13 protein-coding genes and 1 tRNA gene are annotated in these 15,662 nt (G+C 64.9%); 9 read left to right on the forward strand and 5 right to left on the reverse strand.

Features of this window, described 5'->3' with window-relative positions; translation table 11 throughout:
• Positions 1-26: 26 nt before the first annotated feature.
• Both SIN08_RS07440 and SIN08_RS07445 read right to left on the reverse strand, forming a co-directional pair.
• On the reverse strand, positions 27-6,623 hold the full coding sequence (locus tag SIN08_RS07440; RefSeq protein ID WP_322450945.1) for a choice-of-anchor I family protein: 6,597 nt from the start codon (positions 6,621-6,623) through the stop codon (positions 27-29).
• A gap of 363 nt (positions 6,624-6,986) precedes the next feature.
• Complete coding sequence (locus SIN08_RS07445; protein WP_322450946.1) at positions 6,987-7,379, reverse strand: GFA family protein; 393 nt, start codon at positions 7,377-7,379, stop codon at positions 6,987-6,989.
• A 502-nt stretch (positions 7,380-7,881) separates the two neighbouring features.
• Here SIN08_RS07445 and SIN08_RS07450 point away from each other — a divergent pair.
• The gene (locus SIN08_RS07450) at positions 7,882-8,250 is read left to right on the forward strand and encodes a hypothetical protein (protein WP_322450947.1); all 369 of its coding nucleotides are present in this window, start codon (positions 7,882-7,884) and stop codon (positions 8,248-8,250) included.
• A gap of 3 nt (positions 8,251-8,253) precedes the next feature.
• On the opposite strand, the gene SIN08_RS07455 is transcribed toward SIN08_RS07450, so the two are convergent.
• Positions 8,254-8,703: a hypothetical protein gene (locus SIN08_RS07455; RefSeq protein WP_322450948.1), complete on the reverse strand. Its 450-nt coding sequence runs from the start codon at positions 8,701-8,703 to the stop codon at positions 8,254-8,256.
• 120 nt (positions 8,704-8,823) lie between these two features.
• Here SIN08_RS07455 and SIN08_RS07460 point away from each other — a divergent pair, with 120 nt between their 5' ends.
• Complete coding sequence (locus tag SIN08_RS07460; protein ID WP_322450949.1) at positions 8,824-9,171, forward strand: DUF952 domain-containing protein; 348 nt, start codon at positions 8,824-8,826, stop codon at positions 9,169-9,171.
• On the forward strand, positions 9,168-10,259 hold the full coding sequence (locus tag SIN08_RS07465; protein ID WP_322450950.1) for a quinone-dependent dihydroorotate dehydrogenase: 1,092 nt from the start codon (positions 9,168-9,170) through the stop codon (positions 10,257-10,259). The genes SIN08_RS07460 and SIN08_RS07465 overlap by 4 nt, the downstream gene beginning before the upstream one ends.
• 16 nt (positions 10,260-10,275) lie before the next feature.
• Here the strand turns inward: SIN08_RS07465 and SIN08_RS07470 are convergent, their stop codons facing one another.
• Entirely contained in the window at positions 10,276-11,640 is a 1,365-nt protein-coding gene (locus SIN08_RS07470) for an MATE family efflux transporter (protein ID WP_416208029.1), read from the reverse strand.
• A 178-nt stretch (positions 11,641-11,818) separates the two neighbouring features.
• On the reverse strand, positions 11,819-12,082 hold the full coding sequence (locus SIN08_RS07475; RefSeq protein ID WP_322451264.1) for a DUF6460 domain-containing protein: 264 nt from the start codon (positions 12,080-12,082) through the stop codon (positions 11,819-11,821).
• 172 nt (positions 12,083-12,254) lie between these two features.
• On the opposite strand from SIN08_RS07475, the gene SIN08_RS07480 reads away from it, so the two are divergent.
• The 6 genes from SIN08_RS07480 (at position 12,255) to SIN08_RS07505 (ending at position 15,506) form a co-directional block, all read left to right on the forward strand.
• Entirely contained in the window at positions 12,255-12,824 is a 570-nt protein-coding gene (locus SIN08_RS07480) for a transglycosylase SLT domain-containing protein (RefSeq protein ID WP_322450951.1), read from the forward strand.
• A gap of 156 nt (positions 12,825-12,980) precedes the next feature.
• Positions 12,981-13,370: an alkaline phosphatase gene (locus SIN08_RS07485; RefSeq protein ID WP_322450952.1), complete on the forward strand. Its 390-nt coding sequence runs from the start codon at positions 12,981-12,983 to the stop codon at positions 13,368-13,370.
• A complete protein-coding gene (locus SIN08_RS07490; protein ID WP_322450953.1) occupies positions 13,295-14,014 on the forward strand; it encodes an alkaline phosphatase in 720 nt (239 codons plus the stop codon). The genes SIN08_RS07485 and SIN08_RS07490 overlap by 76 nt, the downstream gene beginning before the upstream one ends.
• A 154-nt stretch (positions 14,015-14,168) precedes the next feature.
• Positions 14,169-14,242: transfer RNA gene (locus SIN08_RS07495), tRNA-Gly, on the forward strand.
• Between the two features lie 197 nt (positions 14,243-14,439).
• Positions 14,440-14,727, forward strand: coding sequence for an acyltransferase family protein (locus SIN08_RS07500; RefSeq protein ID WP_322450954.1), 288 nt, complete (start codon positions 14,440-14,442; stop codon positions 14,725-14,727).
• Positions 14,728-14,795: 68 nt separating this feature from the next.
• Positions 14,796-15,506, forward strand: coding sequence for an acyltransferase family protein (locus SIN08_RS07505; protein ID WP_322450955.1), 711 nt, complete (start codon positions 14,796-14,798; stop codon positions 15,504-15,506).
• Positions 15,507-15,662: the final 156 nt, after the last annotated feature.

Consider the following 15,662-nt stretch of genomic DNA (forward strand, 5'->3'; position numbering starts at 1 on the left):
GCGCCGGACCCCGTCCGGCGCCGGCGTCAGGCGATCGCGACATCGTCGGACAGATCGATCCGCGCCAGGATCGGGTCGTGATCGCTCGCCGTGCCATCCTCGAAGCCGTAGTCGAGGTTGGCATGGACGATGTCGACTTCCGGCGCCCTGTCGGCGATCCCGTTGCTGACCAGAATGTGGTCGAGGGCCTGGCTGTTGCCGTTGAAGATGAACGAGTACTGATCCTCCGTCGGCAGGCTGTCGACCAGGTTGATGAGTTCGTCCGTCCCGTCGCCGCCATCCTTCAGGGTGTCGAGCGTGTCGGAGAACTGGAAGTCGTTGAGATCGCCGAGCACGACCACGTTGGCGTCGGGGTCGCCGGCCAGCAGGTCGGAGACGTAGTCGTTGATGACACCGGCCTGTTCCACCCGCTGCGGCAGGGTGATCTCCTCCGGCGGCTGGTTTTCGCCGTAGAGACCGTCGTCCTGGCTTTTCGACTTCAGGTGATTGCCGACGACGGTGACCTGTTCTCCGGTGGCGTTGAACGTGAACGTCCCCACGAGCGGCTTGCGGGTGCCCTCGTAGAGGGCCTCGGCTGGCGTGCCGTCGCCGTTCTCCTCGAAGGCGTCATCCTCGATCCGCGACAGCGCGTCCAGCGTCACCCGGTCGGGATTGTAGAGGAAGGCGTTCTGGATGTTGGCGCCCGGCGCGCCGCCGTCGGCGTTGTCCACGGGATCGATGCTGGCGAAAGCATAGGTCGGACCGCCCGCGTCCTCGATGGCCTGGATCAGCAACTGGAGCGTGGCCGCGGCATCGGTGACGCCATTGTCGGTCTGGCCCGAGCCGTCCTGGATTTCCTGCAGGGCGAGAATGTCCGGCATACCCAGGTTGTTGACGATCTGGTGGGCGATCGCCTCGAAGCGGCCGTCGGCCACATCCGTGTCGCCGTCGAGATCATTGGGGTCCAGGTTGAGGGTGTTGTAGGTGGCGATGGTCGCGTGGGTGTCGTCTCCGGCGAGCGTCGTGCTCTCCGGCGTGCGGCCGCCCGGCACCACGATCGGGGCTTCGGTCAGCTGCAGCTTGTAAGCCCCGAAGGTGTAGTCGAGCACGCCCACCGCGTCCGTGGCGAAGATGTCGCCCGTGGTCGCGTCCGGCGCGGTGATCAGCGTGTCGTCGGTGAGCAGGATCTCCGGGTTGAAGTCACCTTCCTGCACCACCGCATTGGCCGACTGCGAACCGTACTCCGCGGCCGTCGCGTTGGCTCTGAGGCCCACCTCTCCGAAACGGTTCGTACCGGCCACGACCAGCGGATCGTCGATCTCGACGCGCATCCCCTCGAGGCTTTCGAGAAAGTCGATGGCGTCAGTCGTCGGATCGAAGCTCGCAAGGCCGTCGTCGTCGATGATGTTGTCGGGCTGGATACGGTCGTCGCCGATGACCACCGTGTCGGGCAGATCGTTGCCGGTGGACTCGACGCTGGTGCTGCGCGCCGAAATCTGGGTGACGCTCAGCGCAGGCGGGAACTGGAACTCGGTCACATCCCCCTCGACGGTGACGCCGTCGCCCACGTTGAGCCCCGACGTGTCGCCGAACACGAAGATGCCGTCGGAGGTGGCGATGTCGCCGTCCCCTTCCGGATCCTGCATGTAGAACCCGTTGGCGGCGATGGCGGTCACGATGCCCGAGGAGCGCACGAAGCTGCCCTCGTAGGGTGAACGGTGGCCGGCACCCTGGATCTGGGAGATGGTCAGATCCGTCGGCTCGACCGGGCTGCCGGCGGCGTTGGCCGCGCCCGGCGTATCGTCCTGGCCGAGCGGCGAGAAGGAGCCGATCTGCCAGTCGCCCGTGCCGTCTGGCGACCGGTACACGTGGCCCGGTACAAAGGAGCCGTCCGGACCGACCCGCGCGGCGCTGTAGACCTGCTCGCCGCCGGCAGGATCCTCCACGAGCGCCACCGAGTCCGTCACCTCGTCCCATGGCGTGGTGTCGAGCGTGCCGTCGTCGTCAGCGTCGAGATCATCACCCTCCGCGCCGGTGAAGTTTTGCACCAGCAGATGAGTGACGTTGTCCGAGTTCTCGAAATTGAGGTCAAGCGTGGCATTCGCCGCGCCGAGCGAGAACGTGCTCTCCGCGCCGACGAAGAAGCCGTCGGCATCGAGCGAGAAGGAAGAAAGGTCGATCGCTTCCTCGATCACGCCGCTGCCGCCGGCGCCATCGCCGATGACGATATAGGTGTAGCCTGCCAGCGACATGCCGGCCTCACCGAACAGCTCGAAATATTCGTCGTTGTCGGTACCGTCCTGGTCGATGCGGATCTCGTTGATGGCAGGCTGAGTCGCTCCCGGCGCACCGTCGAACACCGCGTCGTCGCGGTAATCGAGGTTCTGGATGCGCGTGTCCTCCGCCCGGCCGGTGTCCTCCTGCGCGTAGGCGTTGGCCGCGTCGCCGAAATTGTCCTCGAGGTACTCGGCCAGCGCATCCTGCTCGGTGCCGTCGTCGGCAAAGGTCGCGTCGCCCGTCTGGAGGCCATCGGCCGTCCCGTCGCCGTCGAGGTCGTAGAGATCGACCCGGTTGGCCTGCGGCCCGGTCGGGAACGGATAGCCGTCGCCGCCGTCGGCCAGGAAGTTCAGTGTCACGATGCGGAAGGTCTGGCTGGCATCCCCGACGATCTCGCCATCACGCACCAGCTCGGCGATCAGGTTGCCGTCCTGGTCGAACACGCCCGCGTTCACGATGCGCTCGCCGGCCGGCAAATCCGGGTCATAGGAGAACTTCACACCCGAAATCTGCGGGAACTGCCCGGCCACCTCGGGGAGCGCTGAGACGCCGTGCTCCAGCACGCCGACGAGCTCCTGCTTGGTGAGCGTGAGAAGCGTGAGGCCGTTGTTGAAGGCCAGCGCGGTCTGGATGTCGTTCTGCGAGATACCGCCTTCCGGCTTCACGATGTTGCCGTCGCTGTCCACAACCGCCTCGTTGGGAAGGCGCTCGGGCCCGGTGCCGCCGGGCGGCACCACGGTCTGGCCGATCGAGGCCCGGACACCGCCGCCGTTCTTGATGGAGATCACCACGTCGGCGTCCTGCTCCTGCGCGGTGGCGAGGTTGGCGTCGGCGGTCAGGTTGCCCAGATTGGTCTCCTGGGTGCGGACACCATCGGGGTCATTCGGGTCGTCGACGCCGGAGCGGTTGCCGTTCAGGAACACGTCCGACACACCGAACACGTTGGATTCGGTGGCGATGATCTGTTCCTGGATCTGATCGACGATCTGCTGGATCTCCGGATCGACCAGATCCTCGGCTCCGAGATCGGCCACCCCTTGGTCGTCGGTCGCGTATGCACCGGAGACGTCCTCGTCATAGCTCTCCGGTATGATGTTGCCCTCGGCGTCGAAGTCGATCACCAGGCGGCCGACATATTTGTAGCTCCCGTCGGTGTTAACGACCGCCGTCGTCGTGCCGCCGGCATTGGTGACGAACTGCGGGTACTGGCCCTGGTCGCTGTCGCCGTCGCGCGGACGGTCGTTATCGTCGAAAAGCCGCGTGTTGGAGCCGCCAGCCACGATGATGTCGACGTTCTCCAGTCGCTCGGCGAGCCCGAGCTCGATGCTGATCTGCTGCATGTGCGCCAGCAGCACCACCTTGTTCAGGCCGGGGTTGTCGGCAAGCAGCGTGTCGACTTCCGCCTGGATGACGGCGGCCAGCGCATCGAGCTGTTCCGGCGTCGGCGTCGTGTCGAAATCGCCGGGCAGGATGCCGAGGTCGCCGGCGTCGGAGATCACGTCCAGCGTCGGCGTCGTCGCGCCGACCACACCGACCTGTTCGCCGTTGACGTCGATCACGGTCGAGGACGATACGACATTGCCCTGCGGCGCCTGGCCGCCTTCGACCTCCAGCGGCGCTAGGTTGGGATCGGCGGAGAAGTTGAGATTGGCCGACAGATAGGGGAAAGCCGTGCCGGCGAAATCCTCGCCAAGGATCGAACCCGGCGCCGAGCCGCTGATCAGACCGGCGACCACGCCCGTGCCGAAGTCGAACTCGTGGTTGCCGAGCGCGACGGCCTGAAGCCCGAGTTCGTTCTGGATCTGGATGTCGGCGATACCGCCGGAGCCGAACACCGCTTCCGAGGCGTCGAAAAAAAGACCCGGTATATAGGCGTCGCCCGCGGAAAGGGTCAGCGTGTTGTCGGCGATGCCGTCATTGCCCAGATCCTGATTGCGCAGCGCGTTGAGCACCGCCGAAAGGTTCGGCGCGTCCTCTATCGCCGCCACCGCGGCTTCCTGGTCGGTGAAATGCAGCAACTCCAGCGTGAAGGTCGTCTGCAGTTCCACCGTCTGATCGGCGAATTGCAGCCGCTCCACGTTCTGAATGCCGTCGACGCCGTCGGGGCGCCCGTCACGCAGGTCGACGACGATGTTGTGGTCCGTGTCGACCAGATAGTCGTCGCGGTTGCCCGTGAAGACCACCGTGTCCAGACCCTCGCCCCCATCGTGCTCGTCATTGCCTTTTCCGCCGATGAGCACATCGTCGCCATCGCCGCCGAACAGCTCGTCGTCGCCCTTTCCGCCTTCGAGCACGTCATCGCCGTTGCCGCCGAAGAGTTCGTCGCGGCCGTTGCCTCCGTCGATCTCGTCGTCACCGTCCTCACCGTACAGTTCGTCGCGGCCGCGTCCGCCGAGGATGATATTGTCGCCGTCCCCGCCGAAAATTTCGTCGCGCCCGTTGCCGCCTTTCAGTTCATCGTTGCCGGCAAGGCCCATGATCTCGTCATTGCCGTTGCGGCCGTCGATCTCGTCGTTGCCGGCGGTGCCGGTGAGTTCGTCGTCGCGCCTGCCGCCCCTGATTTTCTCCCCGCTGAAATTAATCTGGTAGAGGGTCGTGGTGCCGGAAACCTCGTTCGAGACCGCCAGCATGGGCACGCCATTGGGGCTGTCTTCCGCAGCGATGAAGGTGAGGCCCTCGGGCGCGATGTCGCCCTCTGTGCGGATATATTGGGTGAACTCGACGTCCCAGGGCCTGGTGATGTCGAAGACGAACACGCCGCCGCCGGCGCGCTCGATGCCGACGAAGGCATAGGTGTGGCCCTCGATCTCGCCGATGACGACGGACTCCGGCTCGGGGCCCTTGGCGTCGGAGCGGTTGTCGAATTCGTCCGGATCGGCGTCGTTGGCATTGAAGAGTTCCGGCGTCAGCTGCGCCGTGATCTGCTCCAGCATGTCGCCGCTGTCGAAGACCTGGTTGCCGTCCTCGTCCCAGATCGAGAACGAGCGGGCGCCGTAGGCGTAAAGCTCGTCATAGTCGCCGTCGCCGTCCGTGTCTCCGTCGATGGTGGAGACCTCCAGACGGCCGAGGATGCCATCCTGCTGCAGGATGGCCGCGTTCGGGAAGGCATCGGTATCGAGCTCCAGATCATCGATGCGCTCTTCCTCGTCGCGCGAGTCGCCTTCGTTGGCGGTCACGTAATAGGTCTTGCCCCCAGCCTCGTAGGACGCGATCGCATCGGGCATGTAGAGCCCCTTCACCGGCTGGGTGCCAATGTCGATGGTGTCGCCATCCCGGTCGGAAGCGTCGAGACCGTTGCCGGGCTTGGAATGGTCCTTGGCGCCCAGCGGTTGGATCTCGGTCACCGTCGCCGTTTCGATGTCGACCACGGCAACCGCATTGGCCTCCTGCAGCGTCACGAACGCTTTCTTGCCGTTCTCGGAGATGGCGATATACTCGGGCTCGACGTCGTCCGACAGCACCTTGCCCTCGAAGATGCGCAGGCCCATTGCCTCGAGCGCCGCCTGCTGGGCATCGAACGCCGTGAAACCGGCGGTGGCGACCGTCGCCCCGGCGACACCGCCCGACAGATCGATGACGCTGATCGAGCCCTTCGGATCGAGGTCGCCGTCCGGCTCGCCCTCGTTGGCGACCAGCAGCTTGTTGCCGTCCGGCGTGAACACCAGCATGTCGGGCAGCGATCCCACCTTGACGGAGCCGAGGAAGTTGCCGTCCGCATCAAAGAAGCCGACGAGACCCGGATCGGTCGCCTGATCGGCCTCGATCGCCACTGCAACGATGCCGCCCGCCACCGCGACGCTGTTGGGGCCGCCGGTCGGCTGCCCGTTCACCGTGTTCACGTCGATGGCGCCGACCTTGGTGGGCGTTTTCGGATCGGAGATGTCGAGGATGTCGATTGTGCCCTGCTCGGCGTTGACGACGAACAGGCGCTGGGTCTGCGGATCGTGGGCGACGATCTCCGCCGCGCCTTCGCCGAGACCTGAATCATACGTGGCGATCGCGCTCAGCTCGATCGTGAAGTCGTCGTTCCGCCCGCGGCCCGGGCCGCGATCGTCATCGTCCCAGTCATGCCGATCATCATCGCCGCGACCATTCCCGCCCCCGCGATGATCGTCATTCCCATCGCGATCGCGTCCGCGGCCATGGCGATCATCGTCATTGCCCCAACGCCAGTTGTCGTGGTCCCAACGACCGTCGTCGTCACTCCGGCGGTGGTGTTCGCCGCGGTCGCGATGATCGTCGTCGCGGGCATGATCGCGTCCGCGTTCGCCGTTGCGGTCGTATTCGGAGGGAGCGTCGCTGCGGTAGGGATCGCCTTTGAAAAAGTCAACGTTGCCCCGGCCTCGGTAGGTGCCCTCGTATCCCATCAGAATCCCTCCTGCCTAATGCGTTCAGCTCAATGTGCTTCGCCGGCGAGACGTGTCATCCCACGCTGCATGCGCCCTCGACGGCGCCGGAAAAATTCGCTGACGGGCCATCCCCAACCCGTGAGCTGGCCCCGATGCCTCCCGCGGCCGGGCCAACAGTCCGGACGCTAGCAGCGGCCGGTGACGGTTCGTTAACCATTGAGTGACGGTACGATGAAGCCCGCCCATGCCGGCTTCGTCCCTGATGCCTTGGAACAGATGCCGCTGCTGGAGCCGATCGGCAGTATCCCGCCGCGATCAAATAGGGATCAGGGCATAGATTTCCGCCACCTCTTAATGAGGCCTTCGCACCGCTCGTGCGACCTACTCCTCAAAGCGAGACGTGGCGTCACGATCGCGGTCGTATCGTCTCGCGAGCGGAAACGGTGGCAACCATGACTCGCGACGGACGGTCCAGAGTTCGTAGGTTGGCATCAGCTGGTCAGGGATATCCAGGGATCCCAGGTTCACTTCGATTTCGTCGGCGGTGCGTGCGAAAACGGACGAGCCGCAGCGGGGACAGAAAAACCGCCCGGCGTAGTCGCGCGTTTCGCCATCGATCGTCACCGCATCCTGAGGGAACACCGCGGAAGCGTGAAAAAGGGCCCCGTGATGCTTGCGGCAGTCGAGACAGTGACAAAGGCCGACCCGGTATGGGAGCCCCGATGCCACGATTCGGACGTTGCCGCACAGGCAACCGCCGGTGAAACGGTCCATGCTGCGTCTCCTCCAGGATCAAGCATCGGAATGGCTACAATGATCAGCTCTGCCATTGCAATTGCCCGTTGCGGTCGGGCGGTGCGTTCAGGCGCTGATAGTCGCGGACACAGCGCCTCAGCCGACCAGGGTGAGGATCGCCAGTCCAGCGAGCGCGATCCGCGGCGCGCACAAGATCAGCAACGATCTGCTGCCGCTCGCACAGTTCCGCCACATCAATCCGCAAGGAAGAGCGACGTTGGCTTCGCGGCCTGGACCCTATCGCAACGACTGCGCCCGAGCGACAACGGTCCACAAGCCGCTCGACCGTGATCATGTGCGTCAGGATAGTGGGCCGGGCAGTGTGACGCCGTGCCGACATCGCCGCTATCGGTCACCACTCCGTGGACATGCGCCCGCGGCGGTGGCGGCACCGCCGTGGTGGGCAGGCCCTGGCGGAACAAATCCCGATGGACGACATTGCGTCATCGAGAGTCGGCGCACTGTGCGGACGTTCGAAGCAATGGAAAAGATACGCGAGACGGCATTCGTGTGCATCGGCCGCGCCGTCCTGTTCGGCGGGTTTGCGGTCGTCCTGGTGATGCTGAGCTTTTCCTTCGACATGGTGCTGGCGCTCTACGCCGGCGCCGTGCTCATGCTGGTGATGGCGGAGATCCTCATCCTCAAGGCGTTCGCCGCCCCATGGCAAAACCCGAAGAAGACGGAGGTCTGGGGCTGCCTGGACGAGCGCGCACGACCCGCGGCAGCGGCCGGCAGAAGGGCCTTCGCCGCGGTGCTGCGCGAGGTCTACGGTCGTTTCGCGCGAAACAGCTATGCCGTCGCGTGCTCGTTCTTTGCCGCCTCGCTCGTCCTGCGCGGGCTCGGAATGTGAGGATCAGGTCCGCTCGGCGGGCGCCTGGTCGGTGCTCTGCTCCTGCTGTTGCTCCTCCTCGAAACCGCGCACGACATCCATGAAGCGGCGGAAGAAGCGCTCCATCAGGCCGAGCGTGCGCTCGAACTCCTCTTCGCTGGGCAATCCCGTCGTCTCTTCACCGGCGCCGCCTTCCAGCGCTTCGACACGCGCCTCGAGCGCCGCGATCCGTTCACGGAGAGCCTCGATCCGCGGGTCGTCGGGCCGGCGCTCGTCGGCGGCCGGCGTGCACACGAACTCGCCCGAGCGCTCGCGGCAAAGCGCCATGGCGCCGGTGCGCGCGTCCATGCGCAAATAGCCGTTATCCGTCTTCTCCAGCACATAGCGCTCGCCGCCGGCGCCTGCCTCCTGGGCGGCGAGGATGCCGGGCGTAAGAAGGAAAAGTCCCGCCAGGGCGGCAGCCGTCACTCGCATCGGTTCTACTCCCAAGGAACGTCGATCCGTCATCGTCGCGCACGATTGCGCCGCAAATTGGATGGTGCAAAAGGCACCGCCCGCTTTGCGCACGCGCGATAATGGGACTATAGCGCGCTCATGGCAAAACTGATCTACAAAATCTGTCCGCAATCCTTGTGGCGGCAGGCCGAGCGCGAAGGCGTGCTTGCCGGGGCACCGGTGGACCTGGCCGATGGTTTCATCCACTTCTCCACCGGCGCCCAGGTGCGCGAGACGGCCGCGAAGCATTTTTCCGGGCAGGACGATCTCCTCCTCGTCGCGGTCGACGAAGAAAAACTCGGTAAAAAGCTGAGATACGAGATTTCGCGTGGGGGCCAGCCCTTTCCGCATCTTTACGCACCGCTGCCGCTCGGCGCCGTGCATTGGGTGAAGCCGCTGCCGCTTGACGCCGACGGGCGGCATGCATTTCCGCCGCTCGAACCATGAAGCGCCTCTTGGACCTCGCCGCGCGCCCTCTGCTCTTCAGGCTCGACCCGGAGCGGGCACACGGGCTTTCCATCGCCGCCCTGAAGTCCGGCGTTCGGCTTTCCGATCCGCCGCCGGTTTCGCGCAAGCTTTCCCTAACGCTGGCCGGACTCGACTTTCCCAATCCGCTGGGGGTCGCCGCCGGCTACGACAAGAACGCCGAGGTTCCCGACGCGCTGCTCAAGCTCGGCTTCGGTTTCGCCGAGTGCGGCACCATCACGCCGCGGCCGCAAGCGGGCAACCCGAAGCCACGCATCTTCCGCCTCGCCGAGGACGAGGCGGTGATCAACCGGCTGGGCTTCAACAACGAAGGCCATCAAAGCGCGCTGGCGCGACTGCTCGCGCGCGCCCCGCAGGGCGGCGTCGTCGGTGTCAACATCGGCGCCAACCGCGACAGCGCCGACCGCATGGCCGACTACGAGGAAGGCGTGCGCCTCTTCGCCGGGGTGGCGTCCTATCTGACCATCAACATCTCCTCGCCCAACACGGCCGGCCTGCGCGCCTTGCAGGACCGCGAAAGCCTCGCGGAGCTGCTCGAGCGGGTGATGCGGGCGCGCAACGCTCAGGCGGCGGGGCTCGACACAGGCACACCCGTCTTCCTGAAGATCGCCCCCGACCTATCCGATGAGGCCATGGCCGACATCTCCGCCGAAGTGCTGGACAAGCGGGTGGACGGGCTCATCGTCTCCAACACCACGCTTGCACGCGCCGGGCTGAAATCGGCGGCCGCGCACGAAACGGGCGGGCTTTCCGGCGCGCCGCTCTTCGAACGCTCGACCATCGTCCTGGCGCGGATGCGGAAGCTGATCGGCCCTTGGCTCCCCATCATCGGGGTCGGCGGCGTGCGCTCTGCGGAAACGGCGCTGGAGAAGATGCGGGCCGGTGCCGACCTGGTGCAGCTTTACACCGGCATGATCTATCAAGGGCCGGGGCTTGCCGCCCGCATCTTGCGCGGCCTGGACACCTATGCCGAGCGTGAGGGGCTCTCCTCCATCGCGGAGATCCGCGACAGCCGCGTGGAGGAATGGGCCGCACGGCGGCTCGACTGAAGCTTGGCGGAGGCCTTCAGCGGAAGGCCTCCCGCGCCCTTCTCGGCAGGATGGAGACGAGGGTGAGGCCGCGCGCGATCATGAAGATGTGCAGCGCCGCCCACAGGCCGGGATTGCCGAAGACCGCACCCAGCGAGAACAGGCACGCCACATAGACCGCCAGCGACAAGAGCATCATGTTGCGCATGTCGCGCGACCAGGTGGCGCCGATGAAGACACCGTCCATGGCGAAGGCGAGCACGCCGCTGACGGCGATGAAGGCGGCCCACGGCAGATAGGCGCCGGCGGCCGCGCGCACCTCCGGCGCCGTGGTCATCAGGTGGATGAAGGTCTCGCCGAAGAGCAGGAAAGTCGCCGTCGCCGCCACGGCGAGCGCAAAGCCCCAAAGCGTGCTGAGCCATACAGCCTTGCGGAAGGCCGGCGCGTGGCGCGCGCCGATGGCACGGCCGGCCAGCTGTTCGGCGGCGGTGGCAAAACCGTCGAGGAAATAGCCGGCGACGAGATAGAAATTCAGCAGAACCGCATTGGCGGCGAGCGTGACCGTGCCGAGCTGCGCACCCTGCCGGGTGAAGAGCGCGAAGGTGGCGAGCAGCGCAAAGGAACGGACCATGATATCGCGGTTGAGCGCGAGCATGTCCAGCATGCTGGACATGTCGAATATGCGCGAAAGGACCGGGCGCGGGCTCTCGCGAAAGCGCCGAAGCAGGATCACAAGACCGGCCGCCGCGCCGACGAGCTCGCCGCCGACGGTGCCCCAGGCCACGCCCTCAAGGCCCCAGCCGAGATGGAGACCGAGCAGAATCGACAGGACGATGTTTGAGCCGTTCAGGAAAACCTGCAGGATGAGGCCGATACCGCCCTCCCCGCGCCCCAGCACATAGCCGAGGATGGAGAAATTGATGAGGGTGAGGGGCGCGGCAAGCATGCGGATCTCGATATAAAGATGCATGGCGCGCGCCACCTCCGGTTCCGGATCGATGAACCGGACGCCGAGCCAGGCGATCGCCGCCGTCAGGAGGATGAGTGCGACGCCGACGCCCGCGGCCACGGCGAGGGAGCGCAGGAGAATCGCCTGCTCCTCCTGCACGTCGCCGCGCCCGTGCGCCTGCGCGACCAGCCCGGTCGTGCTCGACCGCAAGGAATTGAAGGTGTTGAAGACGACGTCGAAGACGATCGCGCCGGCCGCCAACCCGCCGAGCAGTGCCGCATCGCCCAATTGCCCGACGACGGCCGTATCGACGATGCCGAGGAGCGGCGTCGTCAGATAGGCGAGCGTCATCGGAACGGCGATGGCGAGAACGAGCCTGTTCGTCACCTCGAAGGGGCGGCCGCGCCGCGTATGCAAGGTCGCCTGGTCCACTGCCTCTCCCGAATCTGTCATGCGACGGCATGAGGGCCTGCTTCGCGCCGGCTTGCAAGATGCTCACGGCACCTTTGCAATGAGCCAGGAAGCCGCCCAAAGCAGTGTGCGCTCACATTCGTTCGCTTGGCTGCTCTATCTGTTTGTTTTCGCCGCATTCGTGCCATGCCAAGTGATTCCCACTTGGCTGCAAAATGGTCTAGCGCCGATAGCTCAGCAGCCGCAGGACGAGGAATGCCGGCACGACGATGACCGCGCCGAGGACGATGTAGCCGAAGAAGTTTCCGAGCGCGGCAAAGCCCATATTCCAGATGCGCAGGACCATGTCCCGCAACGCATCGAAAATATCCCAGGGAGACCAGTGAAACGCGCTCATGAGGAAGCCGACGATGAAGGAGACCACCAGGAGCTTCACGATCACGCGCAGCGGGCTGTCGCCCAGGAATCTTGTCAGTGCCGACACGGCCTTCACCTTCGACTGCTCTTTCAACCCGTGCATATTGATCGCGCGCCGACAGCGCAAGCCTGCGGACGCGAACCGGAACGGCAGCGGACGGGCGCAACCGTTAACGGCCCTTTATGCGAAATCTTAGGATTTTCCGCACTACGACCGCAGGAGAGCGAAGGGTCAGGTCATGCGTGCTGCGGTTTTGTTTCTGTTGCTGGTGCTTGCGGGCTGTGCCAGCACACCCGACAACATCAACAACGCCTGCTCCGTCTTCCAGCAGAGGGATGGCTGGTTCAACGACTGGTACAGCGCCGCCAAGCGCACCGAGCGCACCTACGGGGTTCCCGTTCCCGTGCTCATGGCGACGATCCGCGTGGAATCGGGCTTCAAGGCCAATGCGCGCCCGCCGCGCAAGAAGCTGCTGGGCTTCATCCCGTGGAAACGGCCATCGAGCGCCTATGGCTACTCCCAGGCTCTCGACGGCACCTGGGCGGAGTACAAGCGTGCAACCGGGAAACCGATGGCGACACGCCGCAGCTTCGCCGACGCCGTCGACTTCGTCGGCTGGTACCATTACCGCAGCAACCAGAAAAACGGCATCGCGCTCAACGACACCTACAATCTCTACCTGGCCTACTATGCCGGCCATGGCGGCTACGCCCGAGGCAACTTCGGTTCCGGCACCAGAAGGGCGGCACAAAAGGCGGCGGCCATGGCCGACTCCTACGCGCGCCAGATCCGTTCCTGCGGATTGTAAGGACGGCGGACAGCCCCGGATCACCGCTTAACAGGCATAACGCCCGGACCACGGCAGCAGTTCGCCCTTGTTGCCTGGCACCCGCCGGCATAGAATGGCGTCGTCGCGCATTTTTTAAGCGGCGTCAGATAAGTTATACAGCGCAGGTTTTCAAAGATGAATCGTATTGCCACGTTGATTTCGGCCGGTACGGCCATGCTTCTTCTCATGTCACCCGCCCCGGCGCAGGATGTCGTCCAGGCCGGCAGTGCATGGTACGCCGCCGGCGAGGCCGCGCTCGCGGCCAAGATGGCCGAGCAGCCCAACACCGGGCGGGCGCGGAACGTCATTCTTTTCATCGCCGACGGCATGGGAGTGGGCACGAACTATGCCATTCGCCTGTTCGAGGGACAGCGAAAGGGCAAGCTCGGCGAGGAGCACATCCTGCACCACGAGGGCTTCCCGTACACGGCCCTGGTCCCGGCGCAACCGTGGTCACCGACGCATCCTCCCTTGAAAGCGTCGGCGCTACCCCGCTCCTCGGCCTCTTTACCGACAGCCACATGAATTTCGAGGAGGACCGCCCCGACAGCGAGCCTTCACTGGCGCAGATGACCGAAGCCGCGATCACCCGCCTCAAGGACGACGAGGAGGGTTTCTATCTCATGGTCGAAGGCGGGCGCGTCGACCAGGCCAACCACGCCGGCAACGCCCATCGCGCACTCAAGGATGGCGAGGCCTTCGCCGAGGCCGTCGCCATAGCCGACCGGATGACCGACGATGCCGACACGCTGATCATCGTCACCGCCGATCACGACCACGGCATCTCCTTCAACGGATATTGTGGCCGCGGCACGCCGATCACCGGCCTGTGCATGGGCATCGCCTCGGGCCAGGTGGAACATACGGGAGAGCCGGAACTGGCGGCCGACGGGAAGCCCTATACGGTGATCGGCTACCTCAACGGTGCCGGTTCTGTGCTCACCGAACAGGCCGACCACGCCTATTTCGGCACCCGCGCGGTGCTTTCCCAGGAGGAAGCGGTCGATCCCGACTTCCACCAGCAGGCGCTGATTCCCATGGAGGCCGAAACCCATTCGGGCGCCGACGTGGCCGCCTGGTCGAAAGGCCCATGGGCGCATCTCATGGCCGGCTCGGTCGAGCAGAATTTCATCTTTCACGTGATGAACCGCGCCATGAACGCCGAATAGGCCTTCGCTGCGCCGGGCGGGGGCGCCCGGCAGTTTCTTCCCGCCGCCCCTTTGCGCTTCGGCGAAGGCCGGAAGCGGGGCGGCGGGAACGGCAACGGCACGTCTTGAATCGAATTGACGAAGGCGGACAGATTCGGCTACCAAGACCGGCACTGCGGGTATGATGTAATGGTAGCCTGTCAGCTTCCCAAGCTGAACGCGCGGGTTCGATTCCCGCTACCCGCTCCAAGTCCCTGACAACCCCGATCTCCCGCACTTCCCTCCCCGCAGGTTGGTGCGCGGAAGCAATCACGTCCCTTCCCCGGCAGGAACGCGCTACAGCGACGCCAAACAGCATTGTTGCAGTTGCTTTTCATATATTTTTAGGTGTCTTCAACTATTCACCTCTATCTGTGATAGTAAACTGTTGAGCTTGAGAAGACACGATGTCCTCCGTTCGGTATCCCAATTTCGACACGCTCAGGCTTGTCGCGGCTTCTTCCGTCGTGTTCTCCCATGCATTCCTGATCGCCACCGGATCGGAGGAAACCGAGCCGCTGCACGGAACCGGACTGGTCGCCGGCGTCTACGGCGTCTTCATCTTCTTCATTCTCAGCGGTTTTCTGGTGACAGAAAGCGCGAAGCGCTCGGCAGGGCTCGCCGACTATTTCCGAAAGCGCTTCTTGAGGATCGCACCGGCTCTGGCCGTGGCACGCTTCTCCTCGTCTATGTGATCTGCCCGCCTTTCGCGACCGACGGCGCGGTAGCATTCGTACTGGACCCGGAAATCCTGAGCCGGGCAATGCAGGTGATCTTCCTGCACACCGACAACCTGTATTTCACCAATGTCGCGTTCTACTCGCCGTCCGGCGAGGAGGACTATCTGCCGGGCATCGCCAACGGGGTGGCCTGGACGATCCGGCTGGAAGTGATCGGCTACGCCCTGATCGCGGTATTGATGGTGATGTCACTCTTGAACGGACGGCGGCAGATCATCGCTCTCCTGATCGCCTGCGGTGTGATCGGGCTTTCGGTCGCCTACGGCAAGACCGTCTCCGTCGAATGGCTCGGCGCACTGCTGTTCGTCCTTCCGTCGCTGTGCTGCGGCATCATCATGAATTGGGTGGTACAGTTTCACAAACCGCGGGGATGGATCGCCGCGCTGTTTGCACTCGGATTTGTCCCGGCCGTCCATTTCCAGGTCCTGCCGGAGACCTTCTGCTATCTCGCGGCGTATCCGCTCATCTGGCTCGGTGCTGTCGAGTTCAAACCGTTTACCTGGCTCAGGACCCGGAGCGACATTTCGTATGGCGTCTATCTCTACGGCTGGCCGGTCACGCAGGTCATCCGGGCGTTCGTCGGAGACGGATTGTCGGGCTATGAGATGACGGCTCTGGCGCTGCCGGCGACGGCGCTCCTCGCCTATCTTTCCTGGCACCTGGTGGAAAAGCCGGCTCTGCGGCTGAAAACGGCGGCACCGATGGCGCAGGCTCAGCCGCTCCAAACCTCTTGATGCCCTTCTTCGCCTGAGAGGGATGCGACCGCCCTCAAGATGCAGGGCGGCACCAGACTGCCTGAAGGGGCGGGCGGACCGGCCGCCCTTTCTCGCCCGTGACGTTGATCCGGCTTGACGCGAGCGCGATCACGTACCACCTGTGCGCAGTCCCAC

This window comes from Chelativorans sp. M5D2P16 (genome assembly GCF_034427935.1).
GTDB lineage: Bacteria > Pseudomonadota > Alphaproteobacteria > Rhizobiales > Rhizobiaceae > Chelativorans.